The sequence below is a fragment of the Roseobacter sp. MH60115 genome, assembly GCF_015644665.1.
In the GTDB taxonomy this organism is placed as follows: domain Bacteria; phylum Pseudomonadota; class Alphaproteobacteria; order Rhodobacterales; family Rhodobacteraceae; genus Roseobacter.
The window spans coordinates 114,651-131,699 of the sequence record NZ_JADOBQ010000002.1 but is presented as its reverse complement, the minus strand read 5'-3'; the positions used below and the strand labels follow the sequence as shown (position 1 = coordinate 131,699).

Here is a 17,049-nt window from a genome sequence, read left to right as displayed (position 1 = left end):
GCATACGGCGGCCCTGCGCGTTCATCTTCAAAATCAACTTGTATCTACAAATATGTTAGGTCAAAGTATCCCGGTGATCCAGCCAAATGTGAGCACCATTGAAAGATGCAAGTCAGAGACGTCACAGTCACCGGCGCTGCCCTGACGCCCTTCAACCGGCGCAAGGACGGGACCGGCTTTCGCGACTGGGCGCTCTCGGCTTTTGAAATGGCCTTGGAACGGTCCGGCTTGGAGCACTCGGATATCGACGCGCTTTACGTCGCCTCCGAGAGCGATTTTTTCCATTTACAGCTGAACCCGGCATCGGTTCTGGCCACAGAACTTGGTCTGACGGGGGTTGCCGCCACGCGCTGTGAAGGTGGCGGCGCGTCCGGTCAGGTTGCCGTGCACACCGCCGCCCGCGCCATTCAGGCCGGGGCGGCAAAACATGTGGCTGTCATCGGCATCGATCCCTCCGCCTCCTCATTGTCAGGCGATGCGGTCCGCACCCTTTACGGGTTTTCCTTCGACGCCTGGACAGATGGTATGACGGGCCTGACCTCAACGGCGCTCTATGCCCTGTCCTTTCAGGCTTTTGCAGCGGAACATGGGGGAACGGAGGCGGATCTGGCTTCCGTGACCCTCCAGAATCGCAGCAATGCGTGCCACAATCCCGGTGCACATTTGCCACGCAGAGATAGCCCACAGGACATCGCCGACAGCCCGGCCATCGCTTCACCCTATCGACGCTTACACTGTTCGCCATTGTCCGATGGGGCCGCAGCGATCATCCTGTCCCGAACCGATGCGACACCGCGCGGGCGTGCCGGAGCAGCCAGAATTGCCGGGATGGGGGCCGCGACGGACCACATGCATCTTGGCGCGCGAGCCGATCCGGGGTTTTTCACCGCAAAACAGATGGCGATGCAGCGGGCCTGTGCCGAAGCAGGCGCGACCCCGGCGGAGATCGGCCTTGCCGAGCTCTATGACGCTTACGCGGGGACGCAACTGCAGGCCATTGCCGCCTTGGGGCTGAGCGAGGATGTATCGCGCGACCTGAACGACGGAGTTTTTGCGCCCGCCGGCCGTTGCGCGATCAACCTGTCCGGCGGGCTGATGGGGCAAGGCGCGCCCGTGGGCGCAACCGGCGTCGGGCAGACGGCAACCTGCGCCCTGCTCCTGGAAGGCCGGTACCATCCCGCCCTGCAGCCCGACACGCTGCCCCGCTATGCGTTGGCGGATACCCATGGCGGGGTCTGTACACTCTCGGCTGTCACGATCCTTGAGCGGGCGGAGAGAGCGGCATGATTTCACATCATCTCGGCCTCGACTACGCATTGAACCCGGGCTGGATGGCACCCTATGTCGCTGGGCTGTCGGCTGGCAAAGCAAGGGCCCGACGCTGTCAAAGCTGCGCCGCGACCAGCTTTCCACCCTTGCGGGTTTGCACCTGTGGCTGCTTGGAGGGGGACTGGACAGACTTGCCCGGCACCGCGCAGGTCCTGTTTCGCACCACCGGGCTGGACGGCGATTTCGGTCTCGTGCACTTCGACGGGGCCAACACGAAAACCACGCTGCGGCTGCAGGCAATCCCCGCAACGGAGACGCGGGGCATCATCGCCGCATCCGGGGACAATCTGCCCGTGCTGCGCCTGACAGCTCTTGCCGAGGAGCGGGACGGGTGAGCGCAAAAATCAACATTCCCCGCGACCTGCATGCCGGGCTCAATCTGACCGAAGTCGGTGATGGCTACGAGATCGGGTGGCCGGAAGACGCAAACATCTTTCACATGACGGTGGGCAAGCACCTCGGCACCGCCACGCGAGACAATCCGGCCATGATTTTCGAGGACAGTGCCGGCGTCACGCATGTGCAAAGCTTTGCTGAGATCAACCGCGCAGCGACCAACCTCGCCGCGCAGCTGAGGCAACTGGGCTACGGACGCGGCAGCCTGATCGGCCTGCACACCGGACAGCATCCCGATACCGCCATCGCCCATATGGCCGTCTGCAAGCTGGGCGGCACCGCCGTGACACTGTCGCAGCTCTATGGTCCCGACACGCTGCGCCATGCAATGAACGATTGCGAACTGCCCGTCATCCTGACCGCGGCCGACGCCTGGGAGCCGATGCGCGCGACTGCCCGGAGCGATTTCCCGCACCTCAAACATGTCCTAAGCCGCGACCCGCAGGATGGCGATCTCGATCTTGCCGCCGCCATGGACACAGATGCGCCTGACTTTGCGCCGGAGTACACAGGCGCCGATGACCCCGCCCTGCTGATGTACACTTCCGGGTCGACCGGCAAGCCGAAAGGCATCCTGCACGGGCATCGGATACTGGCGGCATACACGCCTTCGATCAACCTCTTCTTCAACCTCGCGATGGAGGACGCGGATGCGGTCTATTGGTCCCCGTCGGATTGGGCGTGGGTTGGTGGTCTGCTGGATATGTTGTTCCCCGCGTGGATGGCGGGGCGACCCATCGCCACCTCGCTGGAACGGTTCACCGCCGACTACGCCTATGGCTTTATTGGCCGCCACCGGGTCACCCACAGCTTCCTCGCCCCCACGGCAATCAAACGTCTGGCGCAGACGCCCGACCCACGTGCGGTGCATGATCTGGCCCTCAAGGTCATCTGTACCGGCGGGGAAGCGCTGGCCTCTGAAACCCTGAACTGGGCGGAGACGAAGCTGAAGGTCGTGTGCAACGAGTTTTACGGCATGACAGAGGTGAACCACTTGATCGGCAACTGTGCCGCGCTCTACCCGCGCAGACCCGGCTCCATGGGCCGCGCCTATCCGGGACATCAGGTTTTGCTGGTAGACGCAGACGGCGAAGAGGTCGCAGACGGTGAACCGGGTGAGATCGTGACCTTGCAGACCTCTCCCACCCGGTTTCTGGGGTATCTGAACAATCCCGAAAAGACAGCGGAGATGGCGCTGGGGCCGTACCTGCGCACGCATGATCTGGCCGTGCGGGATGAGGACGGATATTTCTGGTACAAGGGCCGGTCTGACGATCTGATCAAATCGTCGGGTTTCCGGATCGGTCCGGCAGAGATCGAGGAATGTCTGCTCGCCCACCCCGGTGTGGCCGAAGCTGCGGTGATCGGCAAACCGGATGCGGATCGGGGCGCCATTGTCAAAGCTGTCATCAAGTTGAAGCAGGGCTTTGTCGGCGATGCGGCACTGTCCGAGCAGCTGCGCGCGCATGTCAAAATCCGGCTGGCAGGCTACAAGGCGCCGCGCGAATTTGCCTATGTCGACGGGTTCGAGATGACCTCGTCCGGCAAGATCAATCGCCGTGCGCTGCGCGAAGCTGAGAAAGCGGCGCAGGGAGACAAGTCATGAACATGACCCCGCTCTTGCCAGAAGTTGCCGCCTTCATCGAGGCCAAACAGGCACTCCGGATCGGGGGCAAGCGCTGTGATACCGCCCAAACGCTGGCGGTGATCAACCCGTCGACCGGACGTCCTCTGGCAGAGGTTGCGCGGGCAGGATCGCCGGAGATTGATCTTGCGGTTCAGGCGGCGACGCGGGCCTTTCAGGGCGGGCCATGGAGCCGGATGATGCCCCATGACCGGGGCCGCATTCTGTGGCGGCTGGCCGATTTGATCGAAGAACGCGCACCGATCTTCGGGCAGCTGGACGCGCTCGACAATGGCAAACCATACGCCACCGCACGCGATGTCGATGCGCATTGGTCTGCGCGTCATTTCCGGTACTTCGCGGGCTGGCCGGATAAGATCGAAGGCGCGACAATCCCGGTCAGCACACCCGACCGCTTGAATTACACACGCATTGAGCCGGTGGGGGTCTGCGGGTTGATCACCCCATGGAACTACCCGTTGCTGATGGCCGCCTGGAAACTCGCGCCCGCCCTGGCCGCAGGCAATACCATCGTGCTGAAACCCTCCGAAGAGACGCCGCTCTCGGCGCTCTACCTGGCCGATCTGGCGCTGGAAGCGGGTCTGCCGGAGGGCGTTTTGAACGTGGTGCCCGGCTATGGCCATGATGCGGGCGCGGCACTGGCCGCGCATAAAGGCATCGCAAAAATCGGATTTACCGGCAGCACGCGCACGGGCCGCGAGATCGTCAAGGCCTCTGCCGGCAATCTCAAGAAACTCTCGCTGGAACTGGGCGGCAAGGCGGCCAATATCATCTTCCCGGATGCCAATCTGTCCCGCGCCATACCCGGTGCCTTCTGGGCAAACTTCGGCAACAACGGGCAAAGCTGTACGGCGGGGGCGCGGCTCTACGTCCATGACAGCGTGTATGATCAGGTAGTGGACGGCCTGAGCGCGCTGGCGCGAGAAGTCAGCGTTGGATCCGGCCTTGAAGAACCCGGGCATGATCTGGGCCCGGTGATCAGCGAAAAACAAATGAATATGATCCTTGGTTATGTCGAGACCAGCCAACAGCAGGGTGCAACGATTCAGATCGGCGGCGTTCGGGCGCCAGGGGAGGGCTGGTTCATCCCGCCGACACTCATCACCGGGGTTGAGGATCGGATGACCATCGCGCGGGAAGAGGTCTTTGGCCCCGTGCTGTCGATTTTGACGTTCACCGACGACGCCGACGTGCTGGCCCGGGCCAACAGGTCGGACTACGGGCTGGCGGCGGGCCTTTGGTCGCAGGATGTGACGCGTGTCAGGCGGTTTGCCGAAGCCCTGCAGGCCGGAACGGTCTGGGTGAATTGCTGGGGAGAGACGGATGCCGCCTCGCCCTTTGGCGGGGTGAAACAATCAGGCTACGGGCGCGAAATGGGCAAGGACGCCATCGCGCTCTATAGTCAGACCAAAAGCGTCTGGGTCGGATAGGGGATGGTATCCATGCAATCAGAAACGCAACCGAAGTACGAACATGCGTACCGCGTGATCCTCCAGCGTCTCAAGGCGGGGCGGTACCCCGTGGGCGGGCGCATGCCGACCGAAAGCGAACTGGCCACGCATTTTTCAGTGAGCCGCGTGACGATCCGACGGGCCTTGGACATGCTGGTGCAGGATGGCTACGTCGAGAGCAAGCAAGGCAGCGGCTACCGGGTGCTGACCCTCTCGCCCGCCTCCGACACCTGCCTGACGTCCTTCACCGATGCGATGCTGCGCGCGGGGCACGACCCCTCCTCCCGCTTTATGTCGCTGGACCACTTTGCCCCCGGCGCGCCGGAAACCGCAGACCTGCCCAAAGAGATGCAGGGCACCGAGATCAGCCGTGTAGTGCGCCTTAGGCTGGTCGATGACAAGCCAAGCATGCTGGTGATGACCTATGCCCCCCGCGCGCTGCTCAAGGATGCCAGGCCCGAAGACTTCCCGGAACGCGGACCCGAACAATCCATCCTACGCATCCTCAGCGCGCGTTTTGGCTTGGACTGGTCTGCGGCCTGCGAAGACATCAGCCCCATTCTGGCCGATGACACCATGGCGGAGACCTTCCAGATCGAGCCCGGACAGCCCCTGTTGAAGCAGGCCTGTTCTGCCTTTGATGACACCGGGCGCATTGTCTTTCACGAGGATGTCTTCCGCGCCGGGTCCGTCAGTTTCAACCTGTCCCAATCCGCCCGCACGCCACGCCACGTCTGAGGAGACCCGCCCATGAGCTTTTCACCGCTCCCCCCCGCCTTGATGCAGGATCGCCTCTCATTGCCACATGACGGGCCGGTTCGGTTGCTGATCGACACGGATGCGGCAAATGAAATCGACGACCAGTTCGCGATTGCCTGGGCGCTGCTGTCGCCGGACCACATGACGGTTGAAGCGGTGACAGCCGTGCCGTTTTCCTTTGCCCATCATCAGCCGGAGCTTCTGGCGGCGGAGCGGGCCCTGGAAGAAGGCGCGGCCCGCGACGAGCATCTGGTGGGCGGGTTTCAGGGCTGGCTCGACCGGTTGCACGGGCAAGGTCGGCGCGCCGCGGATCTGACATTTGTCGGGCCTGCAGAAGGCATGGATCTCAGCCATGCGGAGATTTGCACCATCTACGAAAAGCTTGGAATGCCCGCAGAGGGCAAGGTCTTCAAGGGTGCGCAACGCTACATGCGACATCCAGAGGACGTGGTGGACTCCGATGCCGTCGACACCATCATCCGCCTTGCCAAAACCGGCGATGCCCCGCTCTACATCGCGGCGATGGGCTGTGTGACGAACATCGCCAGCGCTCTGCTGAAAGCGCCGGAGATACGGGAGCGTATTGTCGTGATCTGGACATCGGCCTATCCCTCGTCGGCTCCGCATTGCAACCGCCCGTCGCTGAACCTGGTGCAGGACGTGCACGCCTCGCGCATCATCTTCGACAGCGGCGTGCCGCATGTCTATCTGCCCGGCTATCACGTCGGCGCACAGCTCAAGATTTCGCGGCCAGAGATGGCGCAGTTTGTCAAAGGGCGTGGGGCCATCGGCGATTACCTGTATCACCTCTACACCCACAACCCGCTGCACGACATGTTCGCGATCTCGGACAGGGAACGGCGCACTTGGGTCATCTGGGACATCATCAACATTGCCTGGCTGATCAATCCGGACTGGGTGCCGACGCACTTAACGCAGTCGCCTATTCTGGATGCGGAATTGTACTGGCAACGGGATGCAAACCGCCACCCAATGCGCGAGGCGCATGATGTGCAACGCGATGAGATTTTCCTCGATTTCTACGACAAGCTTGCCGCCGCAGCTACGTAAAGTCGCGCCTGTCCAGATGCCCGCGCATCGGGACCTGTCCCAATATGTCCATGCCCGTCCAGGACGCGAATTCCGTCAGGATGCCCACGACATTGCCGGGCACCAGTACGAAGTGATGCTCCAACCCATGCGCCATCACGCTGGCCACGACATCTTCCAGACCCGCCTGTTGCCCGTCGATCTCGAAGCTGTTCAGCCACCCGCGACAGCCTGTGAAGCCACTCGGGTCCTGGCCGGAGACCTGCGCGGTCATGCCAAAGAAGGCGCTTGCGTGCCGCGCCACCCGAAACACCGTGACGGGCCCGTCGCGGAAGACCAGATCGCTGATCGCGCCATAGACCGGTCCCGCCTCCGTGCCGCGCCCGATCATCGGGTGATTGATCCACTTCGCACCCGCGTCATCAGCCAGATACAAGGGGCCGCCACCGCCATGCCACATCAAAAGCTGTCCGCTCTCCAGATCAGGCTCCGTCATGTCCAACAGGTAGCCAACCCGCCCGGTCACCGATCGGGCGACAAGCTGTGTCACCGCGCCCAGCACGTCACCTTCCGACGCGACGGGCAGGTTGTGACGTTCCTCCAACCATGTGAATGCAGCCCCGGGGTGCATGCCCGGGTCATCCTGCAACGCGGGCCAGTCGCTGACCGCTAGCGCCGCATATCCCCCCGCCTCGGCCATCTCTGCAAGCGCCAGGGCCGCGCGGGCGGTCAGCGCCATCTGATCCTCCGATACGCCGGAAATCTCGGCGGCGCGGGCCATCTCTGCCACCTCAGCGGCGACAAGATCTGGGTCCAACGCGGCCATCCGCCCGGTCAGTTCATGCATATCGTGATGGGCAACATCGACGCCAAGCCGCGCGCGCAGTTCCGATGTCGACACCTCCATATTGTAGAACGTCATGGCCAACCCGCCGATCACGCCAATCCGTGCGCCGTTCAGAGCCTGCGCCGCCTTGAGCGCCCGCACTGTGCAGCGCAGGCGATCTTGCAAGGCGGCACTTTCCGGCGCGCCGTGGTACCATTGCGCAGGCCGGGCGGAGAGGTCGCGCACCTGTCGCGTGATCGACATCGACATGTTGAGCGAAACAAAGTTGTTGAGCTGCACATCCCCGGTGCGCACCGGTTCTGGCACCGACCAGAAGCCACAGCGGAATTCAGACGCCGCCACGGTGCGGGCGACATCGCCCATCGTGAAACCGCCATGCAGGAGCAGAACAAAATCAACACCCTGCGCCCTGCAGACCGCAAGCGCATCTTCCGTCTCCCGCGCATCCATCGGGACACCGGCATACATGTAAAACGCGACACCCTCATCGGCACATAGGGTTGTCAGGACGGTTTCAGCAGCGGCCCACACCCCGTGTTTTTCGGGAAAATAGCTCGGCAGGGACGCGCGGATCAGACCAAGTTTCATGGTTTTTCCCTCAGATTCTCAGGTACCCGCCATCCACAACCAATGACGTGCCCATCACATATTTGGCCAGATCGGAGGCGAGGTAAATGCAGGCATCGGCAACCTCTTCGGGCTCGCCCCAGCGCCGGGCCGGGATCATGTGCAGATACCCTTCGCCGGTTTCCGTCCCGATCACCGGGTCATCTTCGATGTTCATCTGCGTGCGCATGATGCCGGGATTCACGTTGTTCACCCGGATCCCCATCGGCCCAAGCTCATCGGCCAGCGAATAGGTCAACAGACGTACCGCCCCCTTGCACATGTTGTAGTGCGAAAACCCGCCAGTGCCCCGCATCCCGGCAATCGAACACATGTTGATGATCACCCCACTTTTGCGCTTCACCATAGCTCGCGCGGCCATCTGCGATCCGAAAAAAACGCTTTTGACATTGACGTCCTGCATGCGGTGAAAGACGTTTTCGGTCGCCTCCAGAATGGGCTCTTTCTGCAGGATACCGGCGTTGTTCACCATGACATCCAAGCCGCCCCAGGCTTCGGCCTCCGCCACCAGAGCTTCCAGCTGATCGACCTTGCTGACATCGCAGGCGACGAACTTTGCCATGGCCGGGAATTGTGCATTGATGGCCTCTGCGGTGGGTGTGCCACCCTCCCGGCCGACTTCATCCAGGTCCGCGACGATCACCCTGGCCCCTTGCCGGGCGAAGCCGTCGGCGATGGCGCGGCCATTGCCGCTGGAGCCGCCGGTAACGATTGCAATCTTACCGTCCAAAAGCATCTATCCCTCCTCCACAGCCGCGATCAGACGGCGCAGACGCATCCTGCCGGTGTCCTGCAACCACGCCCGCAATGCGCCCTCGCCCTCGGCGCCAAAAATCGCGACGCCATCCGACCAGATCGCACGCCCGCACATGAACCCGGAAAAGTCGACACCCGCCTCCACCGCCAGTTTCAAGGACGCTTCAAACCAGTCAAAGGACACGCCCGCGCTGAGGTATACAAGATCAATCCCGTTTGCCGCCGCAGCGGCATTGCGGAACCCCTCCAACGCCTGTGCGCGTGTCATCTGCGCCGTGCCGAAGCCCTGCACAAAAGACAGATCCACAGGAATTTCGACTTTCAGAACGTCCACTTGAAATCGAGCGTCCGCAAAAACGTCTGTCGCACGCCGCACCAGATCGGGTTTTTGCGCGGCATATTCCGCAGTACCCGCCGCAAGGTCCGGGTGATACACCAACGGTTCCATCAGATATCGGATGCCCGCCGCGCGACATCGGCGCCCGATATCGGCGACAAGATCCTGCTTGCGGGCGTTCAGGTCCGGATCATCATCCGGGGCGTAATACATGAAGAATTTCAGCTGCTCCACGCCCATCGCCGGATAGTCATCAACGGTGAAGTTGCGAGGTAGTACCGTGATCCGGTCCGCGTCCGAGATATGATAGACGTCAGCTTCGAACGCCAGCATCCGGGCGCAGCCTTCGGGATAGTTGTGCAGCAAATCAGGGCCGCAGGTGGCGTCGACCAGAACCGTAGTTGCATCCGGCCCAAGGGTTTCCAGAACCGCGCGTTTAAAGGTCAGCAGATCGTCAGGTTTGGCACGGGGACCCCGCGCCGCGCGAATGCTGGCCTCCAATCCGCTACCGGCATCGACCGCCACACCGTGAATCCTGTCCGCCATGGTTCAGCCCCCCTGCGCGGTGATGTGCGGAAAGTGCGGCGTCTTATGCGGGGCACGCCAGAGCGCCAGCATCTGCGGTGTCGGCGTAAAGAGCGAGATGGAGAACCCGCCCATTTCCTGCGTGGTGGAATAGGACCCGATCATGGGCGAGACAGGTTCGATCCCCTTCTCGCCCAACTGCCTGTGCACCTCGCCATAGATCGTCAGCAGTTCCATCATCGTGGTACCGCCCGCGCCGTTGACCAGAACAACCGTGGGCGTGCCGGGCTTGATCGCACGATCCTCCAGCAGTTCACCCAGCATATAGGCCACAAGGTCCTGCACTGGCCCAACCTTCCGGCGACCGACGCCTGGCTCGCCGTGCACCCCCATGCCGATGAAAACCTCATCCTCGGGCAGGGTGAACATCAACTCGCCGGTCAGCGGCGATACACCGGGCGAGACAGCCGCCCCCAATGTCCGCGTGGCGGCGCGAACCTCGGCGCCAAGGGTCATCAGATCATCGATCTGCATCCCCTCTTCCGCCGCAGCCCCAAGGATTTTGTAGATGAACATGGTGCCAGCAGCGCCGCGACGCTCCTCCTCCTGCCCTTTGGGGGCGGAGGAGATGTCATCATACATCAGCAAGGGCCGCACGTTCAGCCCATCATCCTGCGCCATCAGCGCAGCGGCATTTCCGTTGATCACATCGCCTTCGTGACGCGAGATCAGCAGGACGGCGCCCGCATCGCCGCAGACCTCTTCAATCCCCTCAAGGATCGCATCCGGCGAGGGGGCTGCGAAGACATCGCCCACGACATTGGCGTCCAGCAATCCTTCGCCGACGAACCCCATGGCAATCGGTTCATGGCCACTGCCATTGCCGATCAGCAGCGCGACCTTACCCTCTTTTGTACGGAGCGTTTTGCGGCGTACCACCCGTGGATCAGCCCCGCGACAGACAATGTCCGGATAGGCGGCGACGAAACCGTCGATCATATCGTCCGGCATCCGTTCCTTGGTGTTGAAAAGCTTTTTCACATGCGCCTCCATTCGGCAAAGATGGCCAGTAGGGCCGCAACAGAGGTGGCACCGGCATCAATGTGGCCGACGCCCGCGCCTTCCACATATTTGGCACGCCCCCGTTTGGCGGGCATATCCCGTGTCGCATCCCGGCCTTTGGCCGCTGCCTGCGCGGCTGCGTCTAGCGTTGTCGCCGCCGCAGCGGGGATCAGCGCGTCCAGCATCGTTTTGTCACCCGGTTTTGCCTGCCCCAGCATCGCAATCCGGTCCGCGGCCTGTGACAGCGCCGCGCCCAAAGGCGCGCCATCCGCAGCCCTGTCCAATGCTGCAATGATCTGGGCAAAAAGCGAACCGGACGCACCGCCCGCCGCCTTGCGAAACGCCTTCTCTGGGGCATCATCGAATGCTGCCGCGGCGCGCAGGCCCTTCAGGATCGTTGCCCCATGATCGCCATCGCCCGTTGCTGCATCGAGCTGGTTCAGCTCTTGTTCGAGCGCTTCGAAGCGGGTGACACAGAGGGCGAGGAAATCCTTCATCCGAAGGTGCTTTTCATGAAGGCCAGCGCACGGCGGGCTGCGTCGGTTGCATCGGGCTCAATATGTCGCCAGATGTTCAAATCCGCACTGGCGGGGTTGCCCGCGACCACGAACATCTCCGCGACGATCCAGCCATCATAGCCCGCGTCCTCCAGACCCGCTTTGACCTGGTCCCAGGGGACATGTCCCGATCCCGGCACGCCACGGTCGTTGTCGGACACATGGAAATGCACCAGCTTTCCCTTGGCACTGGCGATGGCCGCGCGAATATCCTTTTCCTCGATGTTAAGGTGGAACGTATCCAGCAGAACGCCAATCCGGTCGGACCCGGACGCCTTGGCGATGCTGACAGCTTCATCCGCCGTGTTCACGAGATCCGTCTCGAACCGATTGAGCATTTCGATCCCAAGCGTGACATCGTGGGCCGCCAACGTCTCGTGCAATGACCCCAGCGCCTCGGCGGAGCGGGCTGCGCGCACGGGTTTGTTCAGCGGGTCGAACTGCCCCCAGGGCGCAAACACCACGCCTGCCAATCCGCGCGATCCGATCCGTGCCGTGGTTTCAATGGCCCATTTCAAATAGGTGACGCCCGCCGCGCGGACATCGGCATCATCAGAGGTGATATCCTTGTCGGGCGCCAACCCGTCTGAACAGGTGACCTGCAACCCGTGATCCCGTACCGCCTTGCCAAGCGCTGTAGCCTTTTCATCGCTCATCCCCAGAAGCGACACCTCGATGCCGTCAAACCCAAGATCAGCCACGATTTTCAGGATCGGCGTAATCTCATCCGTCCATCTGGCCTGCCAGAGACCGGCGTGAATACCGTATTTCATGTCACCTCCTCCGTCAGCGTAAGAGCCGCGGCAAACACCGCTTCATTGCTGATCTCCAGCTCGGCCAGCGCCTCTGGCGTCATCGGGTCCATGAACCTCCGCCCCGCGGTCAGCTCATCCCAAACCACGACCATCGAGACACCGGGCACGCCGTATTTGGCGGCAGCAGCAAGCGTCGTTGCGGTCTCCATCTCAACGCTGAGCAGCCCGTCCTTGTGCCAGGCCTCATACATCTCGACGCTTTCCGCGAAAAGCGATGAGAAGGTCACATGCGGGCCGATATGGACCGTGCGACCCCGCGTTTGCAGCGCGCTTTGAGCCCGTGCAACCCAATGGGGCGCGGCGTTGATCGTGGCGCCGGCGACGTAGTGTTCGGCCACACCGTCCTCACAGCGTATGACATCGGGAACAATGATGTCACCCGGCGCCAGATGGGATTGCAACCCGCCGCAAGTGCCGATCTGGATGACCAGCTTGCACCCCAGTTGCGCAAAAATCTGGCTGACCTCCACGGCACGCGGCGCCCCGTAAGCCATGCAGAACACGACTTTCTTGTCGCCATGCCTGCCCCAGAAGATGTCGGGAAACCCGAGCTCTCGCACATCGGTCAGATGCTGCAAGCGCGCCTTTTGCCGCTCGGCCCGCCACCATGATCCCTCAAGGATCACGACATCCGGAACATCCTCTTCAGGGATACCAAGCCCGCCCAGCCATTCCGCGCGCGTCACCTCGAAGATCGATCTGAAGGTCACCGCCATCATATCACCCATAGTGTTGCGCGTGGCAGGTGGATCGGCAGGGTATCCCCAACCGCGTAGCTTTCGATTTCATTGGGGTTCACCACGGCGTCCAGGTCGGTGTCGCCGACCCGCAGTTTCAGTCGGGTTTGCGTGCCCAGGTAGATGACATCGGCGATGATCGAGGTCAGGGAGTTCTGCCCGTCCGCCGCCGTGCCGATCCGCACGTTTTCGGGCCGAAAGGTAAGCCTGCCAGCGCCGGTTGTAGCCCCTTCCGGCAGCGACAGCTTGCCAAGCGCACAATCAAAAACATGGCCGTCCGATGTGCCGGGAATGAAGTTATGCCCCCCAAAGAACCGTGCCGTCGCCTCGTCGATGGGGCGTTTGTAGAAGACATCGGCCCGGTCATATTGTTTCATCTGCCCGTCGAGGATCAGCGCCACGCGATCCGCGAGAACCACTGCCTCTTCCTGATCATGGGTCACGAAGATCGTGGTGATGCCCATTTCCTGCTGTAGCGACCGGATCAGATCGCGCATTTCAAACCGCAGATGCGCATCAAGGTTCGACAGCGGTTCATCCAGCAAGAGCACATTGGGTTGCACGATCAACGCGCGCGCCAAAGCGACACGTTGCTGCTGCCCGCCGGAGAGAGCACTTGGTTTGCGATCTCCCAAATCCGGCAGTTTGACCAGCTCCAGCATTTCGCCCACGCGGCGTTTGATCTCTGCAGGGTCTTTTTTGCGCATCTTGAGGCCAAACCCGACGTTGTCCGCGACGCTCATGTAGGGGAACAGCAGGTAGTTCTGAAACACCATGACCACGCCCCGATCTTCGGGCTTGTCGCGCAGGACAGAACGGCCATCAAAGGTGACATCGCCGGATGTCGGCTCCAGCAGCCCGGCGATCATCTTCATCGTCGTGGTCTTGCCGCAGCCGGACGGGCCCAGAAGGGCGGTCAACTCGCCGGTCGGGATTTCCAGCGACAACCGGTCCAGCGACGGGGTGGTCGCGCCGGGATAGACCTTTGTCAGCTCTTTGATCGAAACATGAGTCAAATCTGTCCGAAGCCTCCGACAGCGCCGCTGCGACCCGAGAGGTGCTTGGCGGTGAGCAACAGGATGATGATGCCGGGCAGGATGTAGATCATGCCGATGGCACCGGTGATGTCATTGCGGCCGGCGGTCGCGAAGTTGAAGAGCAGGAGCGGCAGGGTTTCGACCCGCCCGCCGCCGATCAGCAGGGTCAGGATGTACTGGCTCCACGACACCAGAAAGGCAAAGAGCCCACCGACAATGATGCCGGGGCGGATCGCGGGCAGGGTGACGTACCAGAAGGTCTTGAGCGGCGAGGCCCCGAGGCTGCGCGCCTGCGCCTCGAACGCCGGATCGTAATTGGCGAAGATGCCCGACATGACCAGCACCATGTAGGGCAGCGTCGGGATCAGATGCACGAGGATCACGCCCCAGACGGTGTTGTTCAGACCCATCGAGATAAAGACCGAGTGGATGCCCAGAACGACAGCGATACCGGGGACAATCGTGGGGGCGAGGATCATCAGTTCGACAATCTCCTTGCCCCGGAATTTATACATCCCCAGCGCGCGTCCGGCGGGCACACCGACCAGAATGGACAGAACCGTCGCGGCCAGCGAGATGCCGATGGTCAGCCACAGGCTGTCAAGCACCCCGGCGGTGTCGGACATGGCGTATTCCCAGGCCCGCAGCGTCCAGGTCTTGGGCAAAAGATCGGGGTAAAACCAACCGCGCGCGAAGGACCAGATGGCCAGCGGGATCAGCGGCAGGACAAGCCATGTGATCAGGACAACCCCGGTCAGGACCCGGAAGCTGCGCATTGGGATGCTCTCTGCGGTGCTCATGCGTTATCCCCTGATCCGGCGGCGCGAATAGCGCACGTAGAAATAGATCATCACCGCAGAGAGCAGCGCGATGACAATGGCCATCGCCATGGCTTCGGGGCGCGCGGCGAGATCGACATCGGTGTACTTGCGATAGGCCAGCACCGGCAGTGCGGCGGGGAAATTCGCGCCCAGAATGGCCGGGATTTCATAGGCGCCGAAGGTGAAGGCAAAGACCATCACGCTTGCGGACAGAACGCCGGGGAAAATCAGCGGCAGCAGCACGTAGCGAAAGGTCTGCCATTTGCTGGCGCCCAGCGAGCGGGCAACGCTTTCGTAGTCCTCACCGATGGATTGCATATTTGCCAGAACGATGACGCCAATGAAGGGGATTTCCTTCCAGACATATTGCAGAATGATCCCAATGGCATAGGGGTCGAAAACAAGGGCGGGAAAGTCGCTGGGCCGGGCGATCATGCCGAACTCATGCGCCAGACGCGCAAAGCTGCCGGATTGCGAAAAGAGGTAGAGCATCCCGATGGCACCCACCAGATGCGGCACCGTCAGGTTGAGCTGGAACAGGAAGTTCACGATGCTGCGACCCACGAAGCTGCGGCGCAGGAGCAGAGCGGCACCGATGGCGAGGACCGAGGAGATCACCGTGGAGGTAAAGGCGATGTGGAAGGTCAGCAGAAAGGAGAGGTAGAATTCGCGGTCCGTGAAGACGGAGATATAAGCGCTCAGGTCCGGCTCGGTCAGACCGATCACCGGCATGTAGTTGAAACTGCGCATCAGCCCGATCATCAGCCCACCAAAGAACAGCACGACGATGATGACCATGGCGGGCAGCAGCAGCAAAAAGATTTTCGTTCGGTCTGACAAATGCCCGACTTCCATTTGGATTGTTGCGGTGGCGAGGGTCCCACGACGCAGGCTGCGTCGTGGGAAGGGTCAGCGGGAGACTACTGACCGACGTTTTCCAGCCATCCCTTTTCGATGGCGGAAATCCAGGACGCCTGCAGTTCGGGCAGGGCTGCCTTGGCCAACTCATCGGCGGGAACCACATTGGGATGGGCCACGATGGTACCGAAATCCGCCTGCACCGCCTCGCTGGTGCGCGACACCTCGATGGCAGGCGCTGCGCCCCAGACATCCGGGCGCGCCTTTTGATATTGCGCCTCACCGGAGAGCAGCAGGTTTTGTAGCACAAGGGCCGCAGCCTTGTTGGGTGAATTGAAGGGGATGATCGTGTAGTTGGTGTTGCCGATGGTGCCGTCCGTCAGGCCATAGCCTTGTGTGGTCGGCGGGAAGACCCCGTTTTCAATGTTCAGCCCTACGCCCGAGGGTTCATAGTTGAACGTCAGATCCACCTCGGAGTTTGCGTAAAGCTGTTCCATGGCGGAAATCGACGCGGGATAGGTTTTTCCTTCGCGCCAGAGGTAGGGTTCCATGTCGTTCAGGATGTCCCATGTCTTGGCCGCGACCTCGTCGAACTTGGCCTGATCGAAATCGCCAAGCAGAGAGTCCACGCCCCCGGCCGCGTGATAAAACACATGGCGCACAAAGACGGACCCGTTGAAGTCCGGCGGTGCGGGATAGGTGAAGCGACCGGGATTTTCCTGCACCCAGTCGATCAGTTCACCGATGGATCGCGGCGGGTCGTCAAAGCGGGCCGTGTCATAGGCAAAAGCGAATTGCGCCTTGGACCATGGTACTTCGCAGCCCTCCACGGGAACGCCAAAGTCATTGGCAATCGCCGGGTTGTTCCAATCCACAAAGGCGTTGTTGGGCAGGATGTCGGTGTAGCCGCAATAGGCCAGCCCGCCCTGTTTCATCGTGCGGAAGTTCTCGCCGTTGATCCAGATCATGTCGACGGACCCGGCATCCATGACACCGGATTCCTTTTCGCCCAGAACGATGTTCACCGCCTCGACGGTGTCGCTCAAGCCCACACGGTTCAGCGTGATCCCGTATTCATCCTTCAGGCGACCGCCGATGTACTCCGAGACGTATTGATTGATGTTGTCAGACCCGCCCCAGAGGAACCAGTTCACCTCGCCTCCCTTGGCAAGATCAACAACTTCCTCCCAGGACATATTGTTCAGCGCGTCGCCATCCGCCGTATCCGCGAGGCCAGCCACAGGCATAAGCAACAGGCTGGACGCCAGAAGTGCCGCTTTGATTTTCTGTTTCATTCTTTCTCCCACTCACCCATTCGGCATTTTCCTGATCTGCCGTTCCCGGTGTATTTTAGACAAAAGGTCCTGGATGGTTTTCAGATGCTGAGGCGAGCGGTGCCTCCCGCCATCCGCCACAGGCTCCCTCCAAAGCGCGTGACCC

General features: G+C 61.8%; 17 protein-coding genes. 6 read left to right on the top strand and 11 right to left on the bottom strand.

Going from position 1 to position 17,049, the window contains the following annotated elements:
• Positions 1 to 105 precede the first annotated feature (105 nt).
• Genes ISX84_RS06245 through ISX84_RS06220 form a run of 6 tightly spaced genes read left to right on the top strand, consistent with a single transcriptional unit; the run spans position 106 to position 6,651 of the window.
• The gene (locus ISX84_RS06245) at positions 106 to 1,287 is read left to right on the top strand and encodes a thiolase family protein (RefSeq protein WP_195819492.1); all 1,182 of its coding nucleotides are present in this window, start codon (positions 106 to 108) and stop codon (positions 1,285 to 1,287) included.
• Entirely contained in the window at positions 1,284 to 1,664 is a 381-nt protein-coding gene (locus ISX84_RS06240; RefSeq protein ID WP_195819491.1) for a hypothetical protein, read from the top strand. Before ISX84_RS06245 ends, ISX84_RS06240 begins: the two co-directional genes overlap by 4 nt.
• A complete protein-coding gene (locus ISX84_RS06235) occupies positions 1,661 to 3,331 on the top strand; it encodes an acyl-CoA synthetase (protein ID WP_195819490.1) in 1,671 nt (556 codons plus the stop codon). The genes ISX84_RS06240 and ISX84_RS06235 overlap by 4 nt, the downstream gene beginning before the upstream one ends.
• Entirely contained in the window at positions 3,328 to 4,800 is a 1,473-nt protein-coding gene (locus ISX84_RS06230) for an aldehyde dehydrogenase family protein (protein ID WP_195819489.1), read from the top strand. The genes ISX84_RS06235 and ISX84_RS06230 overlap by 4 nt, the downstream gene beginning before the upstream one ends.
• 12 nt (positions 4,801 to 4,812) lie before the next feature.
• Positions 4,813 to 5,559, top strand: coding sequence for a GntR family transcriptional regulator (locus ISX84_RS06225; protein ID WP_195819488.1), 747 nt, complete (start codon positions 4,813 to 4,815; stop codon positions 5,557 to 5,559).
• A 12-nt stretch (positions 5,560 to 5,571) separates the two neighbouring features.
• Positions 5,572 to 6,651 (top strand): nucleoside hydrolase, encoded by a 1,080-nt coding sequence (locus ISX84_RS06220; RefSeq protein ID WP_195819487.1) that lies wholly within the window; start codon positions 5,572 to 5,574, stop codon positions 6,649 to 6,651.
• On the opposite strand, the gene ISX84_RS06215 is transcribed toward ISX84_RS06220, so the two are convergent.
• From ISX84_RS06215 to ISX84_RS06165, 11 genes are all read right to left on the bottom strand, one after another.
• Entirely contained in the window at positions 6,644 to 8,065 is a 1,422-nt protein-coding gene (locus ISX84_RS06215; protein ID WP_195819486.1) for an L-fucose/L-arabinose isomerase family protein, read from the bottom strand. The genes ISX84_RS06220 and ISX84_RS06215 overlap by 8 nt on opposite strands.
• A 10-nt stretch (positions 8,066 to 8,075) precedes the next feature.
• Positions 8,076 to 8,840, bottom strand: coding sequence for an SDR family oxidoreductase (locus ISX84_RS06210; protein ID WP_195819485.1), 765 nt, complete (start codon positions 8,838 to 8,840; stop codon positions 8,076 to 8,078).
• Positions 8,841 to 9,743 carry a tagatose 1,6-diphosphate aldolase gene (locus ISX84_RS06205; protein WP_195819484.1) on the bottom strand — a complete coding sequence of 301 codons (903 nt, stop codon included), beginning with the start codon at positions 9,741 to 9,743 and terminating at the stop codon, positions 8,841 to 8,843.
• A 3-nt stretch (positions 9,744 to 9,746) separates the two neighbouring features.
• Positions 9,747 to 10,763: a dihydroxyacetone kinase subunit DhaK gene (locus tag ISX84_RS06200; RefSeq protein WP_195819483.1), complete on the bottom strand. Its 1,017-nt coding sequence runs from the start codon at positions 10,761 to 10,763 to the stop codon at positions 9,747 to 9,749.
• Positions 10,760 to 11,281, bottom strand: coding sequence for a DAK2 domain-containing protein (locus tag ISX84_RS06195; RefSeq protein WP_195819482.1), 522 nt, complete (start codon positions 11,279 to 11,281; stop codon positions 10,760 to 10,762). The genes ISX84_RS06200 and ISX84_RS06195 overlap by 4 nt, the downstream gene beginning before the upstream one ends.
• On the bottom strand, positions 11,278 to 12,114 hold the full coding sequence (locus ISX84_RS06190) for a sugar phosphate isomerase/epimerase family protein (protein ID WP_195819481.1): 837 nt from the start codon (positions 12,112 to 12,114) through the stop codon (positions 11,278 to 11,280). Before ISX84_RS06190 ends, ISX84_RS06195 begins: the two co-directional genes overlap by 4 nt.
• Positions 12,111 to 12,884, bottom strand: coding sequence for a phosphorylase family protein (locus ISX84_RS06185; RefSeq protein WP_195819480.1), 774 nt, complete (start codon positions 12,882 to 12,884; stop codon positions 12,111 to 12,113). Before ISX84_RS06185 ends, ISX84_RS06190 begins: the two co-directional genes overlap by 4 nt.
• Positions 12,872 to 13,909, bottom strand: a complete 1,038-nt coding sequence (locus ISX84_RS06180) for an ABC transporter ATP-binding protein (protein WP_195819479.1) — start codon at positions 13,907 to 13,909, stop codon at positions 12,872 to 12,874. The genes ISX84_RS06185 and ISX84_RS06180 overlap by 13 nt, the downstream gene beginning before the upstream one ends.
• A complete protein-coding gene (locus ISX84_RS06175) occupies positions 13,906 to 14,730 on the bottom strand; it encodes an ABC transporter permease (protein ID WP_229884161.1) in 825 nt (274 codons plus the stop codon). Before ISX84_RS06175 ends, ISX84_RS06180 begins: the two co-directional genes overlap by 4 nt.
• Before the next feature lie 3 nt (positions 14,731 to 14,733).
• The gene (locus tag ISX84_RS06170) at positions 14,734 to 15,591 is read right to left on the bottom strand and encodes an ABC transporter permease (protein WP_195819478.1); all 858 of its coding nucleotides are present in this window, start codon (positions 15,589 to 15,591) and stop codon (positions 14,734 to 14,736) included.
• Between the two features lie 80 nt (positions 15,592 to 15,671).
• Complete coding sequence (locus ISX84_RS06165; protein ID WP_195819477.1) at positions 15,672 to 16,904, bottom strand: ABC transporter substrate-binding protein; 1,233 nt, start codon at positions 16,902 to 16,904, stop codon at positions 15,672 to 15,674.
• Positions 16,905 to 17,049: the final 145 nt, after the last annotated feature.

Coding starts and splice junctions, on each gene's coding strand:
- ISX84_RS06185 (WP_195819480.1), bottom strand. CDS start 12,884: ATGGGTGATATGATGGCGGTGACCTTCAGATCGATCTTCGAGGTGACG.
- ISX84_RS06190 (WP_195819481.1), bottom strand. CDS start 12,114: ATGAAATACGGTATTCACGCCGGTCTCTGGCAGGCCAGATGGACGGAT.
- ISX84_RS06230 (WP_195819489.1), top strand. CDS start 3,328: ATGAACATGACCCCGCTCTTGCCAGAAGTTGCCGCCTTCATCGAGGCC.
- ISX84_RS06215 (WP_195819486.1), bottom strand. CDS start 8,065: ATGAAACTTGGTCTGATCCGCGCGTCCCTGCCGAGCTATTTTCCCGAA.
- ISX84_RS06220 (WP_195819487.1), top strand. CDS start 5,572: ATGAGCTTTTCACCGCTCCCCCCCGCCTTGATGCAGGATCGCCTCTCA.
- ISX84_RS06210 (WP_195819485.1), bottom strand. CDS start 8,840: ATGCTTTTGGACGGTAAGATTGCAATCGTTACCGGCGGCTCCAGCGGC.
- ISX84_RS06240 (WP_195819491.1), top strand. CDS start 1,284: ATGATTTCACATCATCTCGGCCTCGACTACGCATTGAACCCGGGCTGG.
- ISX84_RS06205 (WP_195819484.1), bottom strand. CDS start 9,743: ATGGCGGACAGGATTCACGGTGTGGCGGTCGATGCCGGTAGCGGATTG.
- ISX84_RS06195 (WP_195819482.1), bottom strand. CDS start 11,281: ATGAAGGATTTCCTCGCCCTCTGTGTCACCCGCTTCGAAGCGCTCGAA.
- ISX84_RS06165 (WP_195819477.1), bottom strand. CDS start 16,904: ATGAAACAGAAAATCAAAGCGGCACTTCTGGCGTCCAGCCTGTTGCTT.
- ISX84_RS06175 (WP_229884161.1), bottom strand. CDS start 14,730: ATGAGCACCGCAGAGAGCATCCCAATGCGCAGCTTCCGGGTCCTGACC.
- ISX84_RS06225 (WP_195819488.1), top strand. CDS start 4,813: ATGCAATCAGAAACGCAACCGAAGTACGAACATGCGTACCGCGTGATC.
- ISX84_RS06245 (WP_195819492.1), top strand. CDS start 106: ATGCAAGTCAGAGACGTCACAGTCACCGGCGCTGCCCTGACGCCCTTC.